The 26,803-nt window shown below is 51.1% G+C and carries 23 protein-coding genes and 1 tRNA gene; 8 read left to right on the forward strand and 16 right to left on the reverse strand.

The features are described from left to right. The 3 genes from MKMG_RS05560 to wtpA form a co-directional block, all read right to left on the reverse strand. Nucleotides 1-203 (reverse strand): ATP-binding cassette domain-containing protein (locus MKMG_RS05560; protein WP_165076449.1); only part of this gene is annotated, 203 nt, incomplete at its 3' end. Beyond that, on the reverse strand, nucleotides 190-1,002 hold the full coding sequence (locus MKMG_RS05565) for an ABC transporter permease (RefSeq protein WP_165076450.1): 813 nt from the start codon (nucleotides 1,000-1,002) through the stop codon (nucleotides 190-192). The genes MKMG_RS05565 and MKMG_RS05560, both read right to left, overlap by 14 nt. Before the next feature lie 30 nt (nucleotides 1,003-1,032). Next, nucleotides 1,033-2,139: a tungstate ABC transporter substrate-binding protein WtpA gene (wtpA, locus tag MKMG_RS05570; protein WP_165076452.1), complete on the reverse strand. Its 1,107-nt coding sequence runs from the start codon at nucleotides 2,137-2,139 to the stop codon at nucleotides 1,033-1,035. Between the two features lie 287 nt (nucleotides 2,140-2,426). Between wtpA and larE the strand changes: the two genes are divergently transcribed. Continuing rightward, nucleotides 2,427-3,221, forward strand: coding sequence for an ATP-dependent sacrificial sulfur transferase LarE (gene larE, locus MKMG_RS05575; protein WP_165076453.1), 795 nt, complete (start codon nucleotides 2,427-2,429; stop codon nucleotides 3,219-3,221). A gap of 112 nt (nucleotides 3,222-3,333) precedes the next feature. On the opposite strand, the gene MKMG_RS05580 is transcribed toward larE, so the two are convergent. The 7 genes from MKMG_RS05580 to MKMG_RS05610 all read right to left on the reverse strand — a co-directional run bounded on the left by MKMG_RS05580 (nucleotide 3,334) and on the right by MKMG_RS05610 (nucleotide 14,522). After that, nucleotides 3,334-3,738 carry a pyridoxamine 5'-phosphate oxidase family protein gene (locus MKMG_RS05580; protein WP_165076455.1) on the reverse strand — a complete coding sequence of 135 codons (405 nt, stop codon included), beginning with the start codon at nucleotides 3,736-3,738 and terminating at the stop codon, nucleotides 3,334-3,336. Nucleotides 3,739-3,804: 66 nt separating this feature from the next. Continuing rightward, nucleotides 3,805-9,030, reverse strand: a complete 5,226-nt coding sequence (locus MKMG_RS05585) for a PAS domain S-box protein (RefSeq protein ID WP_165076456.1) — start codon at nucleotides 9,028-9,030, stop codon at nucleotides 3,805-3,807. 332 nt (nucleotides 9,031-9,362) lie between these two features. Beyond that, nucleotides 9,363-10,103 (reverse strand): hypothetical protein, encoded by a 741-nt coding sequence (locus MKMG_RS05590; protein ID WP_165076457.1) that lies wholly within the window; start codon nucleotides 10,101-10,103, stop codon nucleotides 9,363-9,365. 149 nt (nucleotides 10,104-10,252) lie between these two features. Then, nucleotides 10,253-10,906 (reverse strand): phosphate signaling complex protein PhoU, encoded by a 654-nt coding sequence (phoU, locus tag MKMG_RS05595; RefSeq protein ID WP_165076458.1) that lies wholly within the window; start codon nucleotides 10,904-10,906, stop codon nucleotides 10,253-10,255. A 1-nt stretch (nucleotide 10,907) separates the two neighbouring features. Then, nucleotides 10,908-11,669 (reverse strand): phosphate ABC transporter ATP-binding protein PstB, encoded by a 762-nt coding sequence (gene pstB / locus MKMG_RS05600; RefSeq protein WP_165076459.1) that lies wholly within the window; start codon nucleotides 11,667-11,669, stop codon nucleotides 10,908-10,910. Between the two features lie 2 nt (nucleotides 11,670-11,671). Beyond that, a complete protein-coding gene (pstA, locus tag MKMG_RS05605) occupies nucleotides 11,672-13,630 on the reverse strand; it encodes a phosphate ABC transporter permease PstA (protein WP_165076460.1) in 1,959 nt (652 codons plus the stop codon). 37 nt (nucleotides 13,631-13,667) lie between these two features. Then, entirely contained in the window at nucleotides 13,668-14,522 is an 855-nt protein-coding gene (locus MKMG_RS05610; protein WP_165076461.1) for a phosphate ABC transporter substrate-binding protein, read from the reverse strand. A gap of 161 nt (nucleotides 14,523-14,683) precedes the next feature. Here MKMG_RS05610 and MKMG_RS05615 point away from each other — a divergent pair, with 161 nt between their 5' ends. Next, nucleotides 14,684-15,703, forward strand: coding sequence for a phosphate uptake regulator PhoU (locus tag MKMG_RS05615; protein ID WP_254059100.1), 1,020 nt, complete (start codon nucleotides 14,684-14,686; stop codon nucleotides 15,701-15,703). A gap of 199 nt (nucleotides 15,704-15,902) precedes the next feature. Next, a tRNA-Ile gene (locus MKMG_RS05620) sits at nucleotides 15,903-15,974 on the forward strand. A gap of 157 nt (nucleotides 15,975-16,131) precedes the next feature. Here MKMG_RS05620 and MKMG_RS05625 read toward each other — a convergent pair. Further along, complete coding sequence (locus tag MKMG_RS05625) at nucleotides 16,132-16,752, reverse strand: DUF2238 domain-containing protein (RefSeq protein ID WP_165076462.1); 621 nt, start codon at nucleotides 16,750-16,752, stop codon at nucleotides 16,132-16,134. 146 nt (nucleotides 16,753-16,898) lie between these two features. Here MKMG_RS05625 and MKMG_RS05630 point away from each other — a divergent pair, with 146 nt between their 5' ends. Then, nucleotides 16,899-17,780 (forward strand): bile acid:sodium symporter family protein, encoded by an 882-nt coding sequence (locus tag MKMG_RS05630; RefSeq protein WP_165076463.1) that lies wholly within the window; start codon nucleotides 16,899-16,901, stop codon nucleotides 17,778-17,780. Nucleotides 17,781-17,813: 33 nt separating this feature from the next. Here MKMG_RS05630 and MKMG_RS05635 read toward each other — a convergent pair whose 3' ends face one another. The 3 genes from MKMG_RS05635 to MKMG_RS05645 are packed head-to-tail and all read right to left on the reverse strand — an operon-like array spanning nucleotide 17,814 to nucleotide 20,313. Next, nucleotides 17,814-18,767 (reverse strand): radical SAM protein, encoded by a 954-nt coding sequence (locus MKMG_RS05635; protein ID WP_165076465.1) that lies wholly within the window; start codon nucleotides 18,765-18,767, stop codon nucleotides 17,814-17,816. Further along, nucleotides 18,764-19,660: an NAD(P)/FAD-dependent oxidoreductase gene (locus MKMG_RS05640; protein WP_165076466.1), complete on the reverse strand. Its 897-nt coding sequence runs from the start codon at nucleotides 19,658-19,660 to the stop codon at nucleotides 18,764-18,766. Before MKMG_RS05640 ends, MKMG_RS05635 begins: the two co-directional genes overlap by 4 nt. Beyond that, on the reverse strand, nucleotides 19,657-20,313 hold the full coding sequence (locus tag MKMG_RS05645; protein ID WP_165076467.1) for an isochorismatase family protein: 657 nt from the start codon (nucleotides 20,311-20,313) through the stop codon (nucleotides 19,657-19,659). Before MKMG_RS05645 ends, MKMG_RS05640 begins: the two co-directional genes overlap by 4 nt. A gap of 211 nt (nucleotides 20,314-20,524) precedes the next feature. Here MKMG_RS05645 and MKMG_RS05650 point away from each other — a divergent pair, with 211 nt between their 5' ends. Together MKMG_RS05650 and MKMG_RS05655 are read left to right on the forward strand one after the other, a co-directional pair. Then, nucleotides 20,525-21,115, forward strand: coding sequence for a GNAT family N-acetyltransferase (locus tag MKMG_RS05650; RefSeq protein ID WP_165076468.1), 591 nt, complete (start codon nucleotides 20,525-20,527; stop codon nucleotides 21,113-21,115). A gap of 170 nt (nucleotides 21,116-21,285) precedes the next feature. Next, nucleotides 21,286-22,845, forward strand: coding sequence for an MFS transporter (locus MKMG_RS05655; RefSeq protein ID WP_165076469.1), 1,560 nt, complete (start codon nucleotides 21,286-21,288; stop codon nucleotides 22,843-22,845). A gap of 42 nt (nucleotides 22,846-22,887) precedes the next feature. Here MKMG_RS05655 and MKMG_RS05660 read toward each other — a convergent pair whose 3' ends face one another. Continuing rightward, a complete protein-coding gene (locus tag MKMG_RS05660; RefSeq protein ID WP_165076470.1) occupies nucleotides 22,888-23,529 on the reverse strand; it encodes an NAD(P)H-dependent oxidoreductase in 642 nt (213 codons plus the stop codon). A gap of 114 nt (nucleotides 23,530-23,643) precedes the next feature. Here MKMG_RS05660 and MKMG_RS05665 point away from each other — a divergent pair, with 114 nt between their 5' ends. Further along, the gene (locus tag MKMG_RS05665; RefSeq protein ID WP_165076471.1) at nucleotides 23,644-24,213 is read left to right on the forward strand and encodes a Yip1 family protein; all 570 of its coding nucleotides are present in this window, start codon (nucleotides 23,644-23,646) and stop codon (nucleotides 24,211-24,213) included. Nucleotides 24,214-24,337: 124 nt separating this feature from the next. Here the strand turns inward: MKMG_RS05665 and recQ are convergent, their stop codons facing one another. Further along, on the reverse strand, nucleotides 24,338-26,182 hold the full coding sequence (recQ, locus tag MKMG_RS05670; RefSeq protein ID WP_165076472.1) for a DNA helicase RecQ: 1,845 nt from the start codon (nucleotides 26,180-26,182) through the stop codon (nucleotides 24,338-24,340). Nucleotides 26,183-26,359: 177 nt separating this feature from the next. Here recQ and MKMG_RS05675 point away from each other — a divergent pair, with 177 nt between their 5' ends. After that, nucleotides 26,360-26,791 (forward strand): DNA alkylation repair protein, encoded by a 432-nt coding sequence (locus MKMG_RS05675; RefSeq protein WP_165076473.1) that lies wholly within the window; start codon nucleotides 26,360-26,362, stop codon nucleotides 26,789-26,791. The last annotated feature ends 12 nt before the right edge of the window (nucleotides 26,792-26,803 follow it).

A 26,803-nucleotide genomic window follows, 5' to 3' on the forward strand; every position in this document is an offset into this window, starting at 1 on the left:
GGTATCCCGCTCGCATCCTCGCCGTTGATGAGCACCCTCCCGGAATCCGGGTGGTGAAGGCCTGCTATCGCCTCAAGGATGATGGTTTTTCCTGCACCCGACGGCCCGATGATGAAGTAATAATCACCTTTCTTAACCCTGATACTCAGTTCATTCAGCCGGAAATCACCCAGTGTCACTGAAACATTCTCAAACTCTATCATCGTATTTTCCCACCCTCTTCATCAGTATACGCAGAATGGCAAAGACCACAAGGCAGACCAAAATCATCGCAAATGCCACTGCTGTACTCTCCCTGAGGCCTGCTGTCGTGAACTTGTAGTAGATGAGCGTCGATATGACCATCGGATAGTAGGCGATCATGATGATTGCCGCAAATTCACCGATACCCCGTCCCCACGCAAGAATGCTGCCATTGAAGATATGCCGCAGTGAAAGCGGCAGAACAACCAGACGGAATGCCTGAAAACGTGACGCCCCCAGGGTCCGTGCCGCGTTCTCCATATGCACCGGGACTTTCTCAAACCCGTCACGCACGGCGTTTACAAAATACGGGGATGAGACAAAGAACATCGCCGCAACAATACCCGGATATGCGCCCTCAAAGATGATGCCTATCTGTGAGAACGGTTCACCGATGATACCGCGGCGCATGAAGAGAATATAGACCATAATACCTGCAATGGTATGCGGCAGCATCACCGGGATATCAACGATGCTCTCCACCAGGCCTTTCCCCCTGAACTCTGTGCGTGCCAGAATATAGGCGAGGGGGATACCGAAGATAAGGAGCAGAACGACAGCATTCAGACCTGCCACCATCGTCAGCAGGATGGCATCCACGACCTTTGATTCCGTCGCGACAGAGATGAAGTACGGAAGGTCTGTTACCTGCCTTAAGGTAATCGTGAGAAGGGCGAGGATCGTCAGAATAACAATCATGCTGCCAACAAGGGCAAACGACAGCAGGCAGGAATCAGGAAACTTCGGTAGTCTCTTCATTCATCTGCTCCGTTAAAAAAAGAAAATATATTAGGCGTTCATCTCAACCATGCTCGCCAGTGCTGCGGGGATGTCAACATACCCAACCGGGGGATTGATTGGTGGCTGACCTGCATCTGTCATGATCTGCTGACCGGTTGGACCGACAAGCATCGCGACAAACTCAGCACCTGTCTCAGGGTTGTCTGCAGTCTTCGGGACGGTGACACCATAGACAATCGGTTTTCCTTTCTTCATGCCGCCCAGGGACTCAACCTGCACCTTTGCATAGATGTCCTTGTAAGCGATGGATGAGAGATCGATAGCTTCAGGCAGTTCGATGTATTTCACACCGGAGTCTGCATTCTGCTCAGCGACACTGCGGTACTCCCATGCGTAGTCAAGGTTGCCAGACTCAAGGCCTGCGATTAACTCCACACTCTTGGGGGCAATCGTGACCGGGTAGGCAGGTGCGGTCTCATTTGCATGAATGGTGACAACACCGTCTGCGACGGTCGGGTAGATCTGGGTATATTGCCCAATCAGGTTGTCAAAGATCATGTCATCATTGTACTCCATCTCAGCGAGCATGGTCACCATGAGTGAGCGGTAGCCGCAGGGGTCAAGATTCGGGTCGGAAAAGCCCCAGGTCACACCGTCACGGGCGAGGATCTCATACCAGTTGTCTGCAGTGACTTCATCAGCAAAGTTGCTCTTGTCAGTGTAGCAGAGCACCATGCGGTTCTTTGCAAAGGTCACATACCATGATGCATAGTCAGGGATCATCATGTTGGGAATCAGCGAGTAGTCTGCAGATGCATACACATCAGCAACTGCGTCAAGCTCGGTTATTTCCTTTGCCAGTTTGGTGCTGCCTGCCGGGTGAAGCTGGACATCCACATTCGGGTGTTCTGCCTCGAATGCAGTCTCCATCTTTTCCATGGGGTTCGCAAGGCTGCCCGCATGGTAGACCGTCAGGGTTATTTTTTCTTCCGCTGCTGAGGTCTGTTCAGGTGTCTGTTCCGGCGTCTGATTGGCGACAGGTGTTTTACCATCATGATCAACAACAGGCGTTTCACCGCTTCCTGTACATCCACAGATGAACACAGTCGCGCACACCACCGCGACTGCCATGAGAAATACCAGATTCTTTTTCATCAGAGAAACGTTCTCCTCAGAATTGTTTAAGTCTTTATACTCAGAATGGGAAACGCCGCCAATTATCAACTCAATTAACTTAATTGGATTGATATGGCGTTTTTAGAGAATATGGAGTAAATTTCAGCAATAGTAAAGAGTAAGTTTACATTTATTTATCCGGTTCAACCAGAACATGAACAGGCACCTGCCAGATCACAGGAAAATATGCTGCGGCAGATTTTATCGGGGAAAAAGCAAAGAGTATCATATCATCCGGATAGATCAGCGGAGGTCACACAGAGGTTATGACAGAACGAATACAGGAACGGTACACACACCTGCGGGCGGCAATCAGGGACAAAAGATCACTGTTGGTATCGTACTCCGGTGGCATCGACAGCATAGTCCTTGCCGTTGTCGCACGCGATGTCCTGGGCAATGAGTCCGCCTGCTGCCTTATAACAAGTCCTCTCCTCCCCCCACGCGAGGAAAAGATCGCCCACAGCATTGTCACACGGGAAGAACTCAGGCTCTTTGTCCGGGAGTCAGAGATCATGGAGAACCCGGAATTCAGGATGAACCCAAAGAACAGGTGTGCCATATGCAAACAGGAGAGTGCACGGATTCTCCACGATGTGGCAGATGAAAATAACCTTGTATCGATCGCAGACGGAACAAATGCTGATGATATAACCAAATACCGGCCCGGCTACGAGACCGGCCGTGCAGCAGGCATCACCCATCCCTTTGTCGAGGCGGGCATCACCAAGGATGACATCCGGGCCATCGCACGGATGCACGCAATACCGGAATATGCGAAGCCATCCGCGTCCTGCCTTGCAACAAGAATTCCCTATGGAGAGTGCCTGGACCCACAGCTTCTCGCCCGTATCGCACGGGCAGAGGATGTAATATTCGCTGCCGGGGCACAGCAGGTACGGGTCCGCATCCACGGAGATGTGGCACGCATCGAGACTGATCCTGAATCCTCAGACTGCATCTTTGCACGCCGTGACACCATCAGCAGGGCGTTTCATACCTTGGGATTCCATCATGTAGCACTCGACCTGGACGGATTTACGAGTGGCAGCATGGACTGAGACAGGGTACTCCCTTGGAGAAATGTCTGTCTCTTTCAGTCGCCCGTCTCTGATTCACTGAGACACCACAGTGCACAGTGCCGCACAAAAAATGAAATTTTAATTTAGGGTTTCAGACAATCTTATCGCCGGCACCCGGCCCTGCAGCACAGGTGTATACATCGGTTATTTTTATGACCAGCATCCCCTTTGCCGGCACCTTGGGCATCCGGGCGAGTGTCTCTTTACGGAACGTCTCAAACTGTTCCCCCTCGTTCACGTACGTGACATCTCCGTGGATCTGGAAACAGCCCTTCACACCCTCGCCCCAGACATAGATGGCAGCCTTCGGGTTTTCCCGGATGTTTGCGACAGTCTTCTGCATGAAGTTGTCCATCACAAGAATCGTCTCCGGGTCTGCAAGTGCCTTTGCACCCATAGGTGCGACATTGGGGACACCGTCTTTATCTGCTGTTGCAAGGGGGATTACTCTTAATGCGTTGAACGCTTCAATCAGGTCATCGGTCAGTTGTACCATAGTATTACTCCAGCTGATTATTTGCGGCTGGAATAGAAAAAATCTGCGGGAATAATCACAGTGGCCTCATTTTATCGGAAATGTCAGTATCCAGGTGGTGCCCTCACCGCGGACAAGTTCAATCGTCCCTCCCATCTGGGCCGTGACTACACTGTGGACAATATTCATTCCCAGAGACGGCCGCCGGAAGGGATTCACATCCTCCGGTATCCCCACCCCGTCATCAGTGACGGAGAGCACCTTCTTTTTGTCACTACACTCCATTGAAATGGATATCTTTCCGGCATCCCGCCCTTCAAATGCATATTTGATGGAGTTTGTGATGAGCTCATTGACAATGAGGGAGTAGAGAATCCCGGAATTCAGGTCAAGGGTGCAGCCATGCGCATCGACATCCACCTCAATCGTTTTTCCGACGGAGAAATTCGGTATGATCTCGTTCACCAGTGCTGTCAGGTGCTCGTGGGCATCAATGGTGGTAATGTTTCGTGAACGGTATATGCTCTCGTGGACCATCGCCATGGAGATGATGCGGTTTGCCGTCTCCGTCAGTGATGCTACAGCCTGTTTATCATCAAGGATCCGCATCTGCATCTGGATCATCGATGATATAAGAGCAAGGTTGTTCTTCACGCGGTGATGCACCTCCTGCAGGAGCGTTGTCTTCTCTGCAAGTGACTGCTGGAGGGCACCCTCTGCCTCCCTGCGCAGGGAAATATCAGTCGCAAATATACAGGCAAACTCCATGTCACCGAGATGTACATAATCGACCATAATGTCTGCCGGGAAGAAGGTGCCGTCCCCGCGTACCTGTACGATTTCAAACCGCTGATTCTGCCCGACACAGATGCCATCCCAGAATTCCTGCCACCGGGTGGAGGTAAAAGACGGGTGTATCTCCAGGATATTCATTCCGAGGACCGTCTCCTTCGGGATGCGCAGCATCTCCACCGCCTGGGCATTGACATAGATGACTTCACCGGCATGGTTGATCCAGCCGATGCCGATTGTCGCCTGATCCACCGTAAGCCGGGTGATGGTGAGCATCTCCTCATATGCCTTGCGCTCCGTGATGTCGATAACGGTGCCGATGACAGCCGACCGGCCGCCATATTCACCCGACGACCCGAATACCTCAACCGGGAATCTAATCCCTGTCTCTGTAAATCCCTGCGCCTCAAGATGGATCTCATCGCGTTCACCTGCAGCGCATTCCCTGAATAGCACACACATCTCACTGCGCATCTCAGGCGCGACGATCTTCGCTGCATTCATTCCAATCATCGCTTCAATCGAATACCCGAAGAACCGGGCACAGGTATCATTGACATAGACAAACCTGCTGTCCTGGGTGATATAGGTGCCAATGCCGGGGTTCTCTGCCACCAGCCGGAACTTACTCTCACTTTCCCGCAGGGCATTCAGGGTGTGGATCCGCTCTGTTATATCAATGATGGTCCCGAGCGAACGCAGATGTGTGCCGTCGGTGCGGTAGTAATGGCTGCCCCGGCAGTAGAGGTGCAGGGTCTCGCCACTCTCTTCCAGAACAGCCGGGAACTCTTCAGAAAATTCACTGTGACTGTCAACGGATTCACGGAACTTTGCAATCAGCTGGTCACAGACATCCGGGTGTATCCGCAGGCCATCACGTTCCAGGAATATGAGCTGGTGGAGGGAGATATCCCCGTCGGTCCGTGAATATCCCATACACGAACTGTCGCATTCCCAGTAGCGGATATGAGTAATTCGCTGTGCCTCGTTCACTTTCCACTCGCGTTCGAGCAGTTCGTTCTCCGCTTCCTTGATCCCGGTGACATCCTGGACAATACCCACGCTCTTCTGTGGCACACCCTGGTTATCAAAGATCGTCTGGCACCGACTGTGAAGATATCGCATCCTCCCGTCCGGCAACCGGACACGGAAGACCATGTCAAACGGCACATACTCCTTCAGGTGGCGGGTATATGCTTTTTCCACCGCTGCGCTGTCTTCCGGGTATAAAAAATCATGACGGAATTCTTCCATCGTTACCGGGGGAACCATCTTCGCAAACCCAATGGTCTGCAGGGTACCACGCTCAAAGGTATAGCGGTCTTCAGGGATCTCATACGTCCATCCGCCCACACGGGCAATGTCCTGGGTCTCCCGCAGCTGCTCCTCCTGCTCCGCCAGGGCCTCCATTGCCTCACGCTGTTCATTAATATCCATGATCGTGCCGATCATCCGCCGGGCACTGCCGGAGGTATCCTCTGAGACAATGACTCCCCGCCCTCTTACCCATCTCCAGGTAGTATCTCTGTGGTGTATCCTGAGTTCACAGAGGAACGGGGCACCTTTTTCGGCAATGTAATCCTCCAGAGCCTTCCGGAATGCCGCATGATCATGCGGGTGGATTAATGCCATCATATCACCGAATGTGCCGGTCTCCATCTCCTTCGGGGCAGCCCCCAAAATCTCTGCAAACCGTGCATCAAAGATCAGGTGATCAGATGTCATATCCCAGTCCCATATGCCCAGATCAGCCCCCACGACCGCAAGAGAGAGCCGCTGTTCACTCTCACGGAGGGCACTCTCCACAGTCCGCCGGTCAGTGATGTCACGGCAGTAGACACAGGAGAACGCACGGGAACCCACCTTCACATAGTTTTCCACGACTTCAACGGGGTAGACAGAACCATCGCTCTTCCGGTACAGAGATTCGTGGATCTGGTATTTCTTCTCCCTGAGGTATGCCCAGTGGCGCCGCCACTTCTCTGGTGGGTATGCCGGATCGATATCACTAATCGTGAGACCGGTGAGTCCCCCTTCCCTTCCGTAGGCATTCACCGCCTGCTGGTTGCCGTACAGGACCTCCCCGTCCGGAGCAATATACAGCACCTCATCGCGGGATGTCTCCACGGCAATCTGGGTCCGGAGAAGTTCCTCCTCTGTCTGCCGTACATCAGTAATGTCCTGTATCGCTCCAAATATCGGCGAAAGCTCTCCTCCGTTATCAATACCCGGCTCAACCCACACCCTAACCCAGAGTTCAGGCCCACCACGCGCAACAATCCTGAATATATTGTTGTATGGACTGTTTTCCCGTGCAGCAGCCGCGAATTCGGCCTCCAACTGTTCACGTTCATCCGGATGGATAAAACTGCAGAATTCATGAAATGTGTAGACCGGTTCCTCATCATAAATATTCAGAATTTCGTATATGCCGGCATCCGGGAGGATGAGATCATTTTCCACATCATATTCATAGTAGCCAAGGCGGGCTATTTTCTGGGCATCCCTGAGGAGACGGGTTGTCCTCCGGAACGCCGTCTCGGCACGTCTCTGGCGGGTGATGTCAGAATGGGTGCCAATCAATCGATCGCCTCTGCCATCCGGCAGCCAGCTGATAACCTTCCCCTGGCTCTTGATCCACCGCCAGGTTTCATCGGCCGCCCGCATCCGGTATTCATTGAAGTACTCCTCACCTGATTCAAGGGTCTCATCAATGATCTTCAGTACATTCTCTCTCTCGTCAGGGTGAAGATGCGCAACCCAGAAGGTATAAGGGTCATCCGGGGTGTCAGCATCATATCCCAGCATCGTATACCATTCTGGTGAAACTGTCATAAACCGCTCGGGAAGATAAAGGTCAAAGACACCGAGGTTCAGCGCCTCAATCACCAGCCGATATTTCCGTTCTGCCTCCAGAAGTGCCATTTCTGCCTCTTTCAGAGGTGATATGTCAGTGGAGAGCATCCCGACCGCCCGGACACCCCCTTCTGAGGAAAGGACCGGATAGAGGATGGTGTCATAACAGTGGCCCCCTCCCCGATCCTCAAAACGCACCGCCTGCCCGCTCTTCAGTACTGCGGCAAACCTGTCGCGCAAAAACGTATGAAATTCATCTGTTCCCCCGGTCATCTCAATAATGTTCTTTCCGGAGAGATCTTCGGGGTCATTCCCGGATGCAACGGCAAACGAACAGTTTGCCGTAATAATCATCCCATCCGGCCCGGCGAGTGCCTGGTATGCATCAAGTGAATCCACAAGCGAGCGCAGGTCCTGTCTGCTCCGGCGCAGGGCACGGACCGCATTCAGCCGGTCGATGGCAGCGCCCGCCTGTGCGACCAGTGCTTCGATGAGACGGCGTTCGGTATCGGGGATCTCAGAAGTCCCGTAGGATGAGAGCAGGAAGAGACCCAGTAGCCTGTTGCTGCCCTGCACGGGCAGAATCCCAATCCTCTTTGGATTTTCTCCGGATCCGCTGATCATGCCTGCACGGACAAGGTCTTCCGCAGACCCGTACACAGGTTTCCATCCCGGTACTGCCGTAACTCCATCAGGTGCCACCCGTATTTTTTCATTTTTACTCAGGAATCTTCCGGAAAACCCGGTGCTGTAAAGAAGGGAAAAGGAGGCCCCATCCTCTCCGGCAAAATAAAATGCCCCTGCATCAAGGCTGCTGATCTCCAGGGCAAACCCAATGACCAGCCGGACTGCCTCCTCACCATCTCCGGCGTGGTTCAGGGAGACTGCCACGTCACGCTGGGCCTTCAGAATCCTGTCACGGTGGTATCTCCCGGTCATATCGGTTGCGGTTGCAAGAATAATCGGGCCTGACTCAATCTCAAAGAGATGCACCTTCACCTCCACCGGCATTTCCCTGCCGTCTTTTGTGATATTAAGTAACTCAAATTCCCCGTATGCATCCATATTCTGCTCTTTCAGCCTCGCACGCAACTCCTGCATGTAGTCTTCATGCACAATGTCAGCAGGGGTCATTGAGAGCAGTTCATCCCGTGTATACCCGACCGCCGCACACATCCGGTCATTGACGTCCATAAACCGTCCGGGGGTAGCGTCAGGATTTAGTTTTACTGTGAATGCAGCGTTTGAAAGATTGTCAAAGAGGTTGCGATAGGTATTCTCGCTGTTCCTGAGGCGGTAGGAGAGGTAGGAGACAGTTGCCCCTATAACAAGGAACAACAACACACGTCCGAACGCCTGAGATATACCCGATAGGGAGTGAGGGACAATAATCGCATAGGAAATAAGATACAGGCCGGAGGCAAGCGCCGCAAACCATATCCCCCGCCGGGGATAGCGGTAGGCATAGAGGATGATGGGGATGTCTATCAGGTGGGGAAAGACTGATCCATAGCCGGTATACAAGCCCACAATGATGACCAGCCCTACGGCGAGCGAACTCGTGATGATCAGGACATCCCATACTGGTGAATCTTCCGGTACCTGCGGGTGGGGGGTGAAGGTCATGAAACTCCTATGGCTGTCTCTCTCTCTCTCACATACCATGCAGCAGGCACCCGGTGTGTCCGGGAGAACCGGGACGCTGGTATAAATCAGCCGGTAAGAGGTTGTTTATATCAGGAATATATTATTCCTTTGGATTGGCAAAAAACCACAGATTTGGGATATTATTAAAATAAATGAGTATTTCGGGATTTTACTTACCTGACCGTGCCATTCCGGCATTGATTCGTCATTGATGCAGACCAGACATCAGCAGTTATCCGCACACACAAGGAGAGAAATTCACCTGCATATGTACCCGCAGGATCACACAAACACCCGGACGTTGAAAACAGGGAGGGACAGTAGTACGGAAAAGAGGTAACAGAGGATGGTCAGGTGACCATCACGGACGACTCCGGGTCAAAGGGGTTGGTCCGCATAGCAAGAGAGAAGAGGTAGGGGTAGTTTCTCTTCAGGTAGTGCATGTATGCGATCCACTCATGAATCAGGAGCCCATAGACCCGTTTGACATCACCGCCGAGATGTGATATATCAGAGGCAGGACATTCGGTGATGGGCCCGCGGCGGCTGAGTTCTTCGGTGAGATGGAAGGTGGCCCGCAGCAGTTCGGTGAAGTCCTCATGTTCCAGAAGCACTGGATTCTCCAGCATCCTGATGAGGAAATCCTCACTGTCCAGAAGGAATGCACGGAGGCGTTCGAGGTCGAGGGTGCTGGTATCAATATCATAGTCATATGCCTTCATCCGGGCTGCCACTGCACTGAAATTACCTTCATCCCATGCGTCGGTAACCACCAGTTCAGACCGGATGGATTCAATGTTAGGGTCATGGCTCGCAAAACAGGTGATAAGTGTTGTTCCCACCCGCGAGAAGAATGTGCCGATGACCATATTCATCTTCTCCAGTCTCTGCTTTTTTTCGCGTTCCTCAAGCAGGCGGTGAATGACAAGAGTGACGATAAGCACCTCAACGGGGAGAAATGCCAGTTCATGCAGGGCAAAGACACCAATGTGATGCAGGTCATGAAACACCAGATAGTGAATGAAATAGAGCAGTGCCGAGGCAGCGAGGAGTGTGGCAGCAATGCCGATCAACCAGTTCTTATCTTTCATACTATCCAGCAACCCGGGTACCGGGATCCTCCAGCACTTCCTGTTCTGGTGCAGGACAATAATAAATCAAACCCAAACAAAGAGCGTAGAGAAGACAGGAGAAAGAGCGGATGGGTTTTACCCCCATCAGCCGGATCTGCCGTTCTCCTCTACCGGATCTCCACGCGTGTGCCTTCCACCATGAAATTAACTTTCTCTGCCATAATGCAGGCATGGTCCCCGCAGCGTTCCAGGTGACGCGAAACGGTGATGCACTCAATGCCGCCGGGTATCGTGCGGGGGTCTTCCATCATATAGGTGAGGCATTCCCGGAGGATACCACTTTGCATCGCATCCACCTGATCGTCACGCCGCCCCAGTGAGACCGGATCTATCACAGTTGATGTACGAAATGCATTGATGACATCCTCAAGCATTGCAACAACCATATCAGCCATGACAATGAGATTGTCCATCGGCACACGCTGAGTCCCGGTCTTTACTGTCACTACGTTCTTTGCAAGACCCTTCCCCGCCCTCCCTACCCGGTACAGGGAATAGTTCATCACCGTGTAACAGACAACCCGCCGGAGGTCTGCTGCCACCGGGTGGTAGAGCACAAAGATATGCATAATGCGATCTTCAATCTCTTCATGCAGTTCTGAAAGGCGGATTTTACGGTCCATGACATCATTCGCCAGTTCATCATCCACTGAGTTCAGGCATTGCATGCCATCTGTGAGCATACCCATGGAATGCTCTGCCATTGTCAGGATACGTGCCTGAATGGCATCCAGTTCTTCGTGAAATGTCTCAAACGTCATCTTATCCAAACCTCCCGGTAATGTAATTGTTCGTCAGTTCACAGTCCGGGTTCTCAAAAATTTTTGTGGTCTTTCCGGTCTCGATGAGTTCCCCCATATACATAAATCCGGTATAATCACTCACCCGTGCCGCCTGCTGCATGGAATGCGTCACAATAATAACCGTGTACTGGCTCCTGAGCTCCTTCATCAGCGACTCAATCTTTGCCGTCGCAATCGGGTCGAGTGCGGAACAGGGCTCGTCCATTAAGATAACGTCCGGGTTCACTGCAAGCGTGCGGGCGATGCAGAGACGCTGCTGCTGTCCACCGGAGAGACCCATTGCAGACGCATTAAGGCGGTCTTTGACCTCATCCCAGAGGGCGGCCTTCTTCAGACTCTCTTCGACAATTTCATCAAGGGCTCTCCTGTCACGAATGCCATGCATCCGTGGCCCGTAGGTGATGTTGTCATAGATTGACTTGGGGAACGGGTTGGGACGCTGGAATACCATGCCTACCTTTTTTCTGAGACGTACCGGGTCGACCGAAGGAGCGTACATGTCAGTCCCGTGATATGAAATCCCGCCTTCAATCCTGCAGGACGGGATCAGGTCATTCATACGGTTAAAGCACCGCAGAAGAGTTGATTTCCCACAACCCGAGGGCCCGATGAGGGCTGTGATGCTCTGTTCCGGGAAGCTGACCGAGACATCCTTCAATGCCTGTGCGTCACCGTACCAGAGGTTTACGTTCTGTGTTTCAATTACTGCTGAGTGTTCCATTGTTACCACCGGATACTCTTCTGATAGTGTGTTCTGACTGCGATTGCAACGAGATAGATGACTGCTACCAGTGCAATGAGCACCAGTGCGGTCCCGTACTGGTTTGTCTCTGCACCCGGGACATTGGTCGCGAGAATGTAGAGATGATACGGCAGGGCCATGACCGGGTCCGAGAGAGACGACGGCAGGAACCGGGATGAGAAGATGACTGCGGTGAACATGACAGGGGCAGTCTCACCTGCAGCACGCCCGATGGAAAGAATCGCTCCGGTGATGATGCCGGGCATCGCAGGCGGGAGGACCACCCTTGAAATGGTCTGCCATTGGGTGGCACCCAGGGCAAGGCTCCCTTCCCGGAGGGATGCAGGTACTCCCCGGAGCGCCTCTTCTGTCGTCCGGATGACCGTCGGGAGGACCATCAGGGCAAGGGTGATCTGCCCTGCAAGCAGGCTGACGCCGAAGTTGAGGTATATGACGAGGAAAGAGAAGCCAAATAGCCCGAACACGATGGACGGTGTACCATTTAAGAGGTCCACACCTGACCGGATGATTCTGGTGACAATATTCTCACGGGTGTACTCAACGAGATAGATGGCCGCACCAACACCTATTGGAAGGGCGACTGCAATCGCACCGGCGACAAGGCAGAGGGTGCCGACAATCGCCGGGAAGATGCCACCCTCACGCCCGAGTGCCCGCGGTGCCGTGGTAAGAAATTCCCAGCTGATGGCGGGCAGGCCGTTTATGAGAATATACCCAAGGATGATGGCAAGTGCTGCAAGCACCACAGCGAGGGCTGCGTATAACAGGCCAAATGCCGCTGTCTGCCGGTACCGTGGCTGAATGCGTGGAAGAAGGTACCACCATATGGCACCGGATATCGCGAGTAAAACGGCCGCCAGAGGTGAAACGGTCACTGCCACTACAAGGAGAAGGATGGCTGCAACAGAAATCCAAATCTCCCGCCGGAACCGGGTGATGAGCGCAGCAGTCCTTCCCGGCCCGTTGCCGGTGCCGGTCTGTTTTGCACGGATGTGGCCGAGAATCATCATTGCCGATATATTGACCGCAAGCGTGATGACAAGGAGGAGCAGGGCAACCCCGAAGAGGGCATGGTAGTGGGCACTGCCGATGGCAGTCTCTCCCATCTCAATTCCCAAGGTGCCTGTCAGGGTTCGTATGGGAGAGAGGACATTGTATAACGGGTCAGGGATGAGGGAGGCATTGCCGGTAACCATCAGGACAGCCATCGTCTCGCCGACCGCCCGGCCGATACCAAGGATGAGCGCTGCGGTGATGCCGGAGAGAGCAGCGGGAACAACCACCCGCGAGATGGTCTGCCACCGGGTGACTCCAAGGCTGAGGGAGCCTTCCCGGTAGTCCTTCGGCACGGCTGATATGGCATCTTCCGAGACACTGATAATGGTGGGAAGGGCCATGATGCCCAGCAGTAGTGAACCTGCAAGCCATGTCTCACCGGATGGTATGGAGAAGGTCACCCTGATAACATCGGTGAGGATAATCAGGCCAAAAAACCCGTATACGACTGACGGAATGCCTGCCAACAGTTCAACTGCAGGTTTGACAATCGCCCTGACACGGGGTGAAGCGAGTTCTGCGATGACAATCGCACACGCAATGCCGAGGGGCGCTGCAATGGCCATCGCACCGATGGTCACGAGGATGGTGCCAACCCACAACGGAAGCGTGCCATATGCCGGTACCGCACCGGTCGGGTTCCAGATCGCACCGAAGAGAAACTCTCCCGGAGTGACCGTGGCAAAGATCGGAATACCGTCTTTGATGAGAAATGCAAGAATGAAGAATACGCTGAGCGCACCGAAGGCTGCCGTCGCAAACCAGACGGAACGGATGATCCGTTCTTTCAGGTATGCATTGCGGCCTGCTGAAAGCTCAGCTGATACCGGGGGATGAGCGGTAGCCTGTTGTTCCTGTTCCATGATATATACACAAAAATGGCAGGGGTGCCGGGTTTATTCAGGCAATCGGAACAAATCCTTCTTCAGCAACAAGTGCCTGCCCGTCAGGGCTCATGATGAAGGCAAGATAGTCGGCGGCAAGGCCTTCGGGCTGTCCTGCGGTGAACATGTTCAGGCCACGTGCAATCGGGTATTCACCTGAGATGACGGTTGCAACGCCTGCGTCAACAATACTGGTGCCGGTGTTGACGGGCACTGCCTTCACGGCCCCATCCAGATAGCCGAGTCCCACATACCCAATGGCACCAGGGGTCTGGGAGATGGTCTGTCGGACAGCGCCGTTCGAGTTCTTCTCAAGCTGTGTTGTGGTGAAGTCTTCCTTGTTCATCACAGCATCTTGGAAGTATTCACGTGTGCCGGAGGCACTGTCACGGCCGACGACGACAATGGCTGCATCCGGCCCACCGACTGCCTTCCAGTTGGTGGTCTCACCGAGGTAGATGGATTTTATCTGTTCAACGGTGAGGTCGGAGACGCTGTTGGACGGATGGACAATGATTGCAATGGCGTCCTTTGCAACGACATGCTCTACCAGGTCGGGGTAGGTCTCAGACTCTGATGATTTCAGGTCACGTGAGGCCATGCCAATCTCTGCCGTGCCTTCACCGACTGCCTTCACACCCACAGAGGATCCGCCGCCGGATACCCGGATGTCAGCTTCCGGGTGGGTGTCCATGTAGGCTTCAGCGGCAAGCTGTGCAAGCGGAAGAACCGTGGTTGAACCGGTAACGGAGATTGTCTCCACCGGGGCTGCAGGGACAGCACCGGAGTCAGTACATCCGCAGACAAACGCTGTTCCTAAGAGAATGACTGCGAGTGTGAATGCAATGAGTGGCTTTGAACGTAAATTCATGATGGGTTTTCACCATACCAGAAGGGCAGAGATTTGTATATATTCATGACCGACATTCAACATACACAGCACATACTAGTACTTACCTGAATATACACTACATACTGGATATACCTGATAGCGAAAATACAATATACAATACACTGGCAAATACTGATACAATGGCTGACATGGAGATCCGTAAGGTCCAGCGGAGTGGCGGTTCCTCAATGATTGTCTCCCTTCCGAAAAAATGGGTGGATGCGACCAACATTCAGAAAAATGACCCGGTGGGTCTGATTATCCAGAGTGACGGCACACTGCTGGTGACACCGAATACCACCGGCATGCAGATACAGAGAAAAAAGGTTTTTACCGCCGATGCAGGAACGGATCACACTCTCCTGCTTCGTGAACTGGTAGGAGCCTACATCTCCGGCTACACCGAGATCGTGGTCCGTTCCAGATTCCGCCTGCCTGCAGATATTATTGAACAGGTGCGGAATTTCACGGCGATGTCCATCGGGCAGGAGATTGTGGAGGAGACGGATACCGAGATCACGGTAAAAGATCTCCTCAACCCGACAGAGATGCCGATTGAAAACTCCCTGCGCAGGATGGCTGTCATTGCGACCAAGATGAGTGGGGATGCAGTCACTGCCCTGCGGGACAGGGATCGCTCTCTTGCCTCCTCGGTCATTGAACGTGACGGCGATGTGGACCGCCTCCAGTGGCTGGTGGCCCGGCAGGTGAACCTCATCTTCTCTGATGTGAACCTCTCACGCCGGATGGACATTCCGGTTGCAACCGCATCCGGCTATATCCAGATCGCAAAAATAATAGAACGTATCGCAGACCACGCCACAAAGATCGCCAGAAATGCTGTTGAACTCACGGACTTTGCGCTTGAAGACGACAGCATGTATGAATCAATCCAGCGGGCAGAACGTGACGCGATGGCAATCTTCCGGGCTGCAATGGAGGCATTCCATTCCGGCGATCTGGAAAAGGCAAACACAACTATTGGCCATACAAAAAATCTGGAGGAACGCTGCCGGGAAGTAAACCGCATGGCCCTCTCGTTTGAGGCGGCGGATGCAATCCACGTTGTTTACATCGCAGACTCCCTCAGGAGGATAGGGGATTATTCAACAGATATCTGTGAACACACCATAAATCATATCGTTGGCTCAAACGCGTAGCGCCCGACAGGTTATACCGGATACCCGTTGCTGCCGGCCCAATCGGCCCTCACACCTGCGCCGGAACCGCACAGTCCGGTCAGCCGGATATACAGACAGGGGAAATTCCCACTCATCGCCCCCATCCAATGCCGGAAGGGGTCGACATCTCAATACATTTTTAGCCATTCATGACATAGTGAATATGCACAATTCACACGGGCCTGTAGCTTAGTGGTGGAGCGTCCGGCTCATAACCGGACGGTCATGCGTTCGAATCGCATCAGGCCCATTCGTTTTTTTGATGTTTATCAAAGAGGGGTACCGCTCTTTTGTGACACTGCACCGGCAAAAGACAGGAATCTTTTTGGTGCTCAGGTTTTTGGAAACAAACAAAAAAGAGGGATCAGATTATGGATTATTTTATTTCAGCAGAGCAGGGAAGATGCTCAATTGTCTGCAGTATCCCCGTTCAGTGACCCGACGATGTCCTCTTTCCGGTGGTGGCGGAAGTAGAAGACACCCATAATGGCGACAATGATGGAGCCTGCAAGGACAAACATCATGTCAAGCATGGTGTCATTCAGGCCGTTCTGCATCGGGCCGGCAAGGGATCCACCGAAAATGTTGTCCACCAGAAACTCATATATCTCCCAGAATGCACCAAGGGCCACGCCAAACATGATGGTAAACCCGACGATGAAGGGGGCCGTGAGGTTCATATTCCAGTAGCGGTCAAGGAAGATGACACCTAAAAAGCCGAGAAGGGCAACGGTAGTGCCGGATACCAGATGGGCGATTTTGTCATAGTACGGGTAGAACATCTCATAGTAACCCTGAATATAGCCGGCCGTATGAAACCAGAGAGCAAGGGCAATCAGGAAGAAGACGAACCAAGGGAAGTGAATGTTCATCCGGTGGGCGATGATAAAGGGCACCAGGGTCGCGATAAACATGATGAGTGCCGAGAAGAACCCTGCGATGTTTCCGGTTACGAAGGCATAGATACAGTTCAGCCCGATAAGGGCCTGAAAGAAGTATGCCAGGTACATACCGTACTGTTTTTCCATGGCTCATTATTACCATCAACGGCTATAAATGCATCCCATCAGAGAAAATTTACCCGTTTTTTTCAGATGCAGTCCGATTCCACGGGTTTTGCAGACGGAATGGTAAACAGCAGTAATTATATGAATGGCAGACCATCTCTGTGAAGATGCTTTCGACCATAGGTCTCACCCTGCCTCTTGAACTCTCCATCTACCTCTTTTTAGTGGCAACGATGTTTTCCATGGGACTTGGCCTTACGACCCGCGGGATTGCAGCACCCCTTCAGCATCACCGGCTGATAGGACTTGCCTTTTTCATCAACCTCATCCTCATCCCTCTGGCGGGCATCGCAGTGGTCCGGCTGATCCCTATGGATATGGATGTTGCTACAGGCCTTCTTATTATCGCCTGCGCCCCGGGTTCGACCATCGGCCCGAAACTCGCGGAGTTCTCAAAGGGCGATGTATCACTTGCCATCCGCATCATGTTCTACCTGAGTGTGCTCGCGATATTCACCACCCCGATTACGCTTACATTCATCCTCCCGGGTGCCATCACCGAGCAGATTGACTTTTTCTCGGTGATGACCACTCTCGTCATCCTCATATTCCTGCCCATGGTCGCGGGACTTACCATCAACTCCCGTTTTCTGGCATTTGCAAACCGGATCCGAAGGCAGGTGTTTATCATCTCCAATCTCACGATCGTCATCTTCGGCATCATCTTCATCTGGGTGCAGGTGACAGGGGAGGTCAGATTCATCGATTCGTTCTTCAGTGTCGGCATCGCCGCGACAGCAGCTGTCTTCATTCTGGTGGCATTCTCAATGCTTACCGGTTATCTCCTGGGCGGCCCGGAGAAACAGAACCGGCAGGTGCTTGCCACCAGTTCAGCCAACAGAAACCTCGGCGTCTCCCTCCTTGTGGGCGCAAGTGCCCTCGCAGGCCATGGAGAGGCATTCCTCATCATCATTGTCTATGCAATCGTCCAGACGTTAGTATCCGGTTTGATTGCCGTGAAATGGGGGCGGGAGGAGAGAAAAGTATAGAGTGAGGTCTGGATTCACAGGATGCAATAGCACTCATATCTCTTTGATGTCATATGTATAACAATTCCCAACCGGAATACGATTTTTTTGTACTGCCTCAAGATACTGTCCACAATTACTACCTATCTGATTCTCCTCAGTTTCACCGACACTTACAATTACATCATATCCTGCATTGATCAGAGAATCTGTAACCGGTAATTGATATTCATCATCTGCGATATACTTGTCAGCCGAAACAAGGGATGAAATATTGTTCTTTGCAGCCTTAAACGTAGGATTTATGGGTGTTATCTTGATCAAAAATGTATCCGGGCTGAAATAATTTAGAAGGACTTCAGGATCAAGAGGCATATTCTCTGCAAGTGCAAAATTAAGTGTAATCTTTCTTTGATTCTCAGAGAAGAACTCTTCACCATATTTTGCCATCTCTTCAAAACTCCAGGTCTTCATTGGAATCAGCCATTTTTTAAGTTTTAAATCTGTGGTATGAATTGAGAACTGAAACTGAAAATTCTTCGGATAATGGAGATCTTTTATCTTTATTAATTTTCTAAAAAAATCATCACAGCCTGCAGGGGCAACTGTTGATATGGAGGGAATCAGGCCGGGAGCATCATAACGGGAAGGAAGTTCATTTAATACATCAAGAACAGCGGGATTTAACGCAGGTTCACCCATTCGTGCAAACTGAATTTTAAATTTCTCTACAGGGACAACTCCATCAGGAAACCTGCTCTTTATAAGATAGTCTATCTGCGAAAAGATCTCATCTGCAGAGAGTTTGCCATGATAGTTCCCTCCGGCGTCACAGAATCGGCATCCGACCGGACAGCCGAACATATTTGAGACAATCAGTACCCATTTTTTATCTCTTGGGTTAGGGGGCTGAATGGACTCCACAAATTCAATTCTTTTTCCCTCTTCGGTCTCAGCAATATATACTGCTGCAATTTCATCGCATCCTGCTTTTGCAATTATTTTCATATCTGATTGTCCCTCATTCGCATTGCTATTTCCATGGCAGCCCTGACTCCGTCACCAACCGATATTGCCGTCTGCCTGCATATACCATTACTGACATCTCCAATCATGTAAATGCGTCCGGTATCTTTCAAACTCCCGATATCTGCCATAATATATTTTGAAATAAAACTGGTCGAAGGGTCTCTTCCGATAGCTACAACCAGACAGAAAACCCTGATCCCTTCATTACCAGAATTTCCATCACCCTCAGGATATAAAATCAGACCTTCATCGCAGACATCGATCTTTCCTATCGAGATATTTTCCCGATATGAAATATTTACGGATTTTGTCACCTGTTCAAAAAGTGGTGGCAGACACTTAACTCTGTCACTTCTGTTAAGAATAATTACATGATTATGTTCAGATAAACTGACTGCATAATCAAACGCAGCGTCGCCCGATCCTATGATGCCAATAGTTTTATCTTTAAGATTTCGCAATTGGTTGATTTCATAAAAAATTCTGCCTTCAGCGCCGGAAGGTATTGTACACCGGATAAGCTTTCTTGGTGTTGTTCCGGATGCAATTATAACAATGTATGATCTAATCAGGTCATTTGAAGTCAGAATGTTAAAAAAGCCATCATTTTTTTTTACTGCAATGACTTCTTCTCTGCACACATTGATTCCTTTTGACCTGAGTTGTTCTTTAAAGAGGTCAGTAAGGTCTCTGCCGGAAATTCCCTTTGGAAATCCGGGGTAGTTCTCAACAAAAGATGCATTAACCAAAAGACCGCCAGGCTCACTCTTGTCAAATAAAATCGTGTCAATATCATATCTGTCAAGTTGAATTGCTGCAGAGATGCCTGCCGGGCCTGCGCCGATAATTACAACATCAGTTTCTTTTGTCATATTGTATCCATAGCCATCATCAGTTCTTTTGTAAGTACAGGTACTGCAAAACCGTGAGACAGATTTAGAATTGATGCCTCATGAAATTCTTCATTATACGTAGCTGTGGCATCAATAGGAAAAAATACACTAAAACCTCTCATAAAAGCCGACCTTGCAGTTGTCTCACAGCAAAGGTGAGTCATCACACCCGTAATGACAACCTGCGAGATCTTCTGCATGGTTAAAATATCATTTAGATCTGTCTCATAAAAGGCATCGTATTGTGTCTTTTTTAAAATTATTGCTGAAGGAATATCAAGTTCCGGGATAAGATTGCTTTTTGCATCATCTGCTAAAAGAAGGTTTTTCCACCATTTCTCCATAAGATTTGCATTGCCGGAACTGTTCATGTGACAGGTGCAGATTACAGGACGATCCATTTTTATGAAAGCATCTGCAAGATTTTTGATTTTTGGAACAATGGCAGGTGCCGATGGTATATTTGCATGAGAGTCAGAGTCTACGAAATATCTCTGCATGTCGACAATAAGAAGAGCTGCATTTTCAGGTAAAAAGTCATTTTTATGTCTCTTCCTAAGTCCTGAATATTTCGAGAGTATCTGTTCCGATTTCCCGGCGATATTTTCAGGACTGAAGTACATTTCTTTCATAAAGATCTTTTGGTATAATATTTATTCCGTGGAAGTCCTGTTTAATAAAATTCCCTGCATAATCGGGCATTTAATAATATTTAAGTCATTACTTGTGGAGATCCGGTTAAAGATAATTATTTAATCGTAAAGAGGTTATTTTTAAAATTATAATAAACCTATGCCCACACCAAACCCTTTTTTCTCCATCACCGCATACCCATAGCCAATAATGCAGACCACCTGGAGATCGCCCGGCCTCAGCTTCTCATACGTCACACTCGAAGACCTCATTCCCATATCAGATATGCTTGCAAAGGAGAGCGTATGTCGCTGGCTCTTCTTTGGCCCGAACACGCCGGAAACCACCCATGCCTACTTCCTCCCTTTTGTGGATGAGAACAACCTGGCCATCTCTGAACAGAGAATGCCCCGCCACTTCGTATTCACCATCCGAAACCGAAAGAGAGGAGTCTTCATCGGCCAGTGCGCCCTCATCGCAGAGGAGTTTTCCCCCGGGGCATACCTTGTCGGCTACCAAATAGACGATCCCTTCTGGAACAGGGGCATCGGATCTGAGGCTGCCACCTTTCTCGTCTGGTTTGCCTCCCGCATCGCAGGTGCCTACCGTCTGAACGCTGATACTGCCGCCGGAAACAAGGGTTCGGTGCGGGTGCTGGAGAAGGGGGGGTTTGTTCCCGAGGGACGGCAGCGAAAATACTGGCATGCCAGGGGCGGCTACCATGACCGCCTCCTCTTCGGCCTTCTCACGGAAGAGGTCGAAGATGATGTGCTTGCCACTCTCGACCGGCTGTTTTCCTGAGTTCCAGGATAATACATAATTTTCAACAGATCACTCCTTTTTTGCAGAATCCAGACTCTTAATACTGCTAACCCGCGGATAATCCCTGGTATTCTCCGGGACTCACCTGCCACATGTCCTGCAACATCTATAAATGGCACAACAGGTATTACTCAGCAGGAGCAGAACCGATGAAATCCGGGGGGGGATTTAGATGGGGCGTACTCACCATCATCTGCATGGCGGTCTTCATCATGGTCATCGACACGACCATCATGAACGTCTCAATCACCGCACTGGTGAGTGACCTCAACACCGATGTACCGACCATCCAGGCAATCATCGCTATTTATGCCCTCGTCATGGCATCCTTCATGCTCATCGGCGGAAAACTGCAGGACGTTATCGGGAGAAAGAAGGCATTTCTCATAGGTGTTGGCATCTATGGCATCGGTACTTTCACCGCCTCAATGAGCTGGAACGCAACCAGTCTTCTCATTGGCTGGGCCATCTTCGAGGGGCTGGGTGCGATTCTGATGATGCCTGCGACCACCACGTTTCTGACCTCCACTTATGCAGGCCGGGACCGGGCCTTCGCCTTCGGTATGTGGGGCGGCATCGGGGCCGCCGGTGCCGCATTCGGCCCAATCATCGGCGGCTACCTGACCACCTACTACAGCTGGCGCTGGGCCTTCCGGCTGGAACTCCTGGTCGTGGTCATCATCCTCATATTCTCCTATCTTCTCAGCGAATCAGCCCCAACCCTGAAATGGAGAGAGCTTGACTTCATCGGCACCACTCTCACCTTCTTCGGCCTTGGTGCCATCGTGACAGGTATTCTCTTAATGAAGAATGTGGAGGCATGGAGCTCAATCTCCCTTATCATCGGAGCAGGGCTGCTGTTGATGGCCGTCTTCTGGTTCTGGCAGAAACACCGGCTGCGTACAGGCAAAAATCCTCTCGTCGATGTGAATATATTTAGAAACCGGACGTTTACGCTGGGAAACGGCATAGGAACCATACAGAACATCGTCATTGCAGGGTTCCTCTTCATCATCCCGGTTTTTCTCCAGTCTGTGACCGGTGTGAGCGCCTTTGAAACCGGTCTCGCCCTCCTGCCCATGTCAGTGATGATCTTTATCTTCTCCATCGGGGGAGCACGCCTTTCAGCGTTTTTGCCACCGAAATGGCTGCTTCTTGCAGGCCTCGCGCTGGCCATCGCCGGTGTGGTGGCAATGCGGGACGTCTTCTCCCTTGCTACTACCATACCGGACATCATCCCCGGCAGTATGGTCTTTGGCATTGGCATCGGTACCATCCTATCCCAGATCACAAATCTCACCCTCTCTGCAGTGGACGAGAAGCACTCCACTGACGCCGCAGGCGTCCTCAACACCCTCCGTCAGCTCGGCACATCCCTCGGCACCGCACTCATCGGTGCCATCCTGCTCATCTTCATCTTCTCAGGCCTTCTCTCCGGCATCGCACAGGAATATCCCGAATTCGAGGATTCCACAAATGAGGAACTTGCAACCATCCTGCAGAGCTGGGTGGAGAAGATGCAGACGACAGATATCAGTACGATACCGGAAGGGACGCAGGAAACGGCCACACGTATCGCAGACCAGGCCATCTCTGCCGGCATGTACCGCTGTTTTGACGCCATGGCCATCCTCTTAGTGATCGCGTTTCTGGCAGCCCTCGCCCTGCCCGGCAGCCCAAGACCACGCAGAGAAGAAGATAAAAAATAGGATTATCCGGATTCACGGATTCCAACGAAACGGTGCCGGGCATCACAGCAGGCGCAGATACTCTTCCCACCGCTCCAGTTCGGCATTGAACTGCAGATCATCCATCACACCTGCATTAAACACATAAAACGTCGGCACCACCTCCATGCCACAGAACTCAAAGGTATTGTGCCAGAGACTCATCAGGTGATGATTAATGTCGCCATGCGGCCCCCCTTCACTGTAGAATTCCGGCGGAGAACCGGCTGTTGTTGAGATCATGGCCTTCTTACCGGATAAGAGACCTTCACTGTAGACTTTTGCCTCCGCCAGATTCACCACAAACCCCTGTGCAAAGACCCGGTCAATCCAGCCCTTCAGGATGGCAGGTGTTGAGCTCCACCAGATGGGGAACTGGAAGATTAAGAGATCAGCCCACTCGACCTTCTTCATCTCTGCCTGGATATCCGGCGCCAGTGTACCGTTTCGTACCCCTGCCACCTGTTCCCCGGGAATCGAGAAGTAGTCTCTGTTACAGGGCTGAGGAAAGTCATCCTGGTCAAGGACTGCCTTGAACTTCATTGCATAGAGATCTGAGACCTTCACCGCGTGGCCCATATCCTGCAGAACTGAAACTGCCCGGTCCTTCATTGCTGCATTAAATGATGCAGGGTAGGGATGGGCATAGATTATGAGAACATTCATTCACAACACCTCCAAGTTCGGTACGTCCCATTAATGAAACCCGAGATGATGAAGGTTTCGCACGGGAAACATACCATCCAAAAATTATTCCACCATTCAGTGCAAAGATAGGGCATGACTCTATCGTTCAGTGACCGCATCCGGACCTGTCTCTTCTCCTTTGACCAGGGATTTGGCGAGTACCGGAACGAATCATTCAAAGATGCCTTTGTCTTCTACCTGACGCTTCTCTTTGCCTTCTCGGTCCTCTTAACCATCGTCATTGCCGCGGGTCTCGTCGTCTTTGGCCCTGAGCTGGATATACCCGGTGATGCACTCCTCTTCATCATCCCGGCAGTATTTGTCTCCTCTCTGGTGGGGGGAGTCATCTCTCTGTTTATAGGGGCTGCCATCACCCATATCTTCATCCTCTTCTTCAAAGGCACCGGCGGATACCTGGAGACTGTCCGGGCGGCATGCTACTCCATGGTCCCGACACTGCTCATCGGCTGGACGATCATCGGAGCGTTCGTCACCCCCTACTGGGGAATGGCCATCCAGGTCTTTGCCCTCCACGAATTCCACGGCATATCCAAACTGAATGCCGTCTTGGCCACATTCATCCCGGTTGTGGTCTTTGTGGTTCTCTACTACCTTTTCATCATTGTGATGGTATTCAGCTCAATGATCTTCATCCCGGTATAACCTTTTTTTCCTGCTGAAAAAACTGTTCAGACATGCACCGGTTGCATGTACTCACGATGAAAAGAGAACGGATGAGCAGGGGTTATCATCCATTATATTACCTATTATGTGAGGCAGACTCTGACTATTCTGCAACGGCGCCGTCTGTAGTGGTGATGCCATTATCTACACAGAATTTTGAGATCATGGCAGTAAAAATATCGCCATAAGAATTCCATTTTGCGACACCGACCCCCTTAATCTTCAGGAAGTCATCCTTTGTCCGTGGATAAAAGGCCGCCATCTCAATAAGAGACGGGTCGGTGAAGATCATATATTTCGGAAGTTCCGCACGCCGTGCAATATCATCCCTCTGCACACGGAGCAGTGAAAAGAGAGACTGATTATACCTGTCCTTAGAGCGGTCCTGCATCTGTCCGGTTCGGGATTTTCCTCCTGTCTTCTTTTTTGGTTTGCTGAGAAATATCGGGACTGCCTTTTGCCCATTCAGATACGTCTTCCCTTCTTTAGAGAGGGAAAGGAGAGGATACCTCCTGCCAGAGCGGGTAAGGTAGCCCTGAAATACGAGTTCATCAACCCACTGTTTCAATTGGTTTTCAGGGATATCCACAATCGTTCCAAACGATTTTAGTTTGCGGGGTTTTAGGGAATCCATCCCTTTGACAGTCGATCCGGAGAGAATCTGAACAATCTTCCCCCGTCCGAGGTGACCGTTCAGTTCACTGACACAGGCCATGACCTTCCGTGCATATTCTTTCGCATCAACTCTCGAATTTTCCTTCCGGCAGTTGTCGCACAGCTCACAGTTCTTCTGCCCATATTCCTCACCAAAATAGGACAGAATGGCATGTCTTCTGCATACCGGAGACTCACAAAACCGTGTCAGCGCAAAGAGTTTTTTCTTCTGCACCTCTTTGTAATCCCTGTCAGAATCACCCTTATCGATGAGCCAGAGTTGTTTTGCAATATCTCCGCGATTAAAAAATAAAATACAGTTTCCGGGCAGGCCATCTCTCCCCGCACGCCCTGTCTCCTGATAATACGATTCAATGTCTTTGGGCAGTTCATAATGAAGAACAAACCGGATATCAGGTTTATCAATACCCATCCCGAAGGCAATCGTCGCACAGATGATCTGCGTTTCATCCCTGACAAATGATTCCTGGGTTTTTTTCCGGACATTGTCCTGCAGGCCGGCATGATACGGGAGAGAGTTGAACCCATTTTCCTGTAGATATTGAGAGATTTCCTCTGTGCTCTTCCGGGAAAAGCAGTAGATGATCCCTGACTCATCACGATGATTCTTCAGAAATTCAATTATTTCCCCTTTCGGGTTTCCTGATTCACGAATTTCATAATACAGGTTTTTCCGGTTGAATGAGCCGACGAGCACTTTCGGGTCTTTCAGATTCAGTTGCCGTACGATATCATCTTTTACCTCACGGGTGGCAGTGGCTGTTACAGCAATGACCGGAACATCCGGCCATGTCTCTTTTATCATCCGGAGTTTCCGGTAATCCGGGCGGAAATCATGGCCCCATCGGGAGATACAGTGCGCTTCATCAACGGCAATGAGGGAGAGGGGAATGTTTTTCAGAAGACGGATAAAATTCCCGCTGACAAACCGTTCCGGGGAGACATACAGCAGATTTATTCTGCCTTCCCGGAGGGCTTTTTCCGTTGCTGTCTTTTCAGCGGTTGTTGATTCGCTGTTTATGGTTGCGGCACGGATGCCTTTCTGGCGGAGATCATCCACCTGATCCTTCATCAGTGAGATTAAGGGAGATACAACAATACCCAGTTTTTTCTCGTGAACCGGGAGGATCTGGTAGCACAGAGACTTGCCCCCTCCGGTCGCTTTCAGGAGGAGGACATCCCGGTTCAGGCAAATCTCTGATATCGCCTCAGTCTGCTGAGGAAGAAACGAGGAGTAGCCCCAGTAATCTCTGAGGGTATCATAGAGTCCCATAACAATTAACAGGATATTATTTCATTTTCAGCAATAACATATCGGATTTGATCTGATCGGATAAAATGGGCAGATTATGAAGATATATTCAAGATGTAATTATCGGGAACCACAGGATGATACGGCCCATGCCACCAGTCCGGAAACCTGAATACCAATACCAATAAACGGTGAAGTATGGCAAACGGGACTGATCAGAACACTCTCCTTATCCAGTCAGTCATACAGGCACTCGAAACACACCGTGACCCGGCCTATTTTGAACGGGAAGTCCTCCTCAACGGTGTCTCACCGGAAGGGTTCATAGGGGTGAGGAGACCTGATATCCGGGCAACGGCGAAGATATTCTGGCCTAAGGTGAAGGTGCGGGACACAGACGACATACTCAGTCTCTGCAATGCCCTCCTTGAAGAGGAGATCTTTGACCTCCGGGCCGTTGCCACCGACTGGGCATACCGGCCCAAACACCTCAACCTCTTTGAACGGTGGCTGAAGACGCATACCCACACAACTGGATTGACTGTCAACTACCCACGACTAAAGTCGTGGGCTTGCCCTTCCATTTCTCCTCTTTTTGACCAGAGGATCGGAGTGCAATGGGCTGGTTGACAACAGCCCTGG

It is taken from the genome of Methanogenium sp. MK-MG, from assembly GCF_009914725.1.
Lineage (GTDB): Archaea > Halobacteriota > Methanomicrobia > Methanomicrobiales > Methanomicrobiaceae > Methanogenium.